The sequence below is a fragment of the Kitasatospora sp. NPDC056531 genome, from assembly GCF_042794375.1.
Classification (GTDB): Bacteria; Actinomycetota; Actinomycetes; order Streptomycetales; family Streptomycetaceae; genus Kitasatospora.
Window position 1 is genome coordinate 8320 of sequence record NZ_JBHTTU010000163.1, and the last position, 320, is coordinate 8639.

1 protein-coding gene is annotated in these 320 nt (G+C 77.2%); it reads left to right on the forward strand.

Annotated features, from left to right (window positions below; all coding sequences use genetic code 11):
- On the forward strand, positions 1-320 hold a 320-nt coding region (locus ACFQ87_RS42915; protein WP_380616422.1), incomplete at both ends, for a sigma factor.

The following is a 320-nucleotide window of genomic DNA, read 5'->3' on the forward strand; positions in this document are numbered from 1 at the left end:
CCGCCGATCGCAGAGGGGGCGTGGCGGCCCTTCGAGGCCGTCTGGCGGATCGAGTCGGCGCGGATCGTCGGTGCGCTGGCCCGCTACACGGGGGACTTCGCGCTCGCCGAGGACGTCGCACAGGAGGCGCTGGCGGAGGCGCTCGTCACCTGGTCGCGCGACGGCGCGCCGGCCAGTCCGGTGGGCTGGCTGCTGGCGACCGCCCGGCGGCGGGCCATCGACACCTTCCGCCGCAAGTCGGCACTGGACGAGCGGTACGCCGCGCTCGCCGGACAGCTGGCGGACGGGGAGTTCAGCTCGGGCGCGGCGGCCGCGCCCGA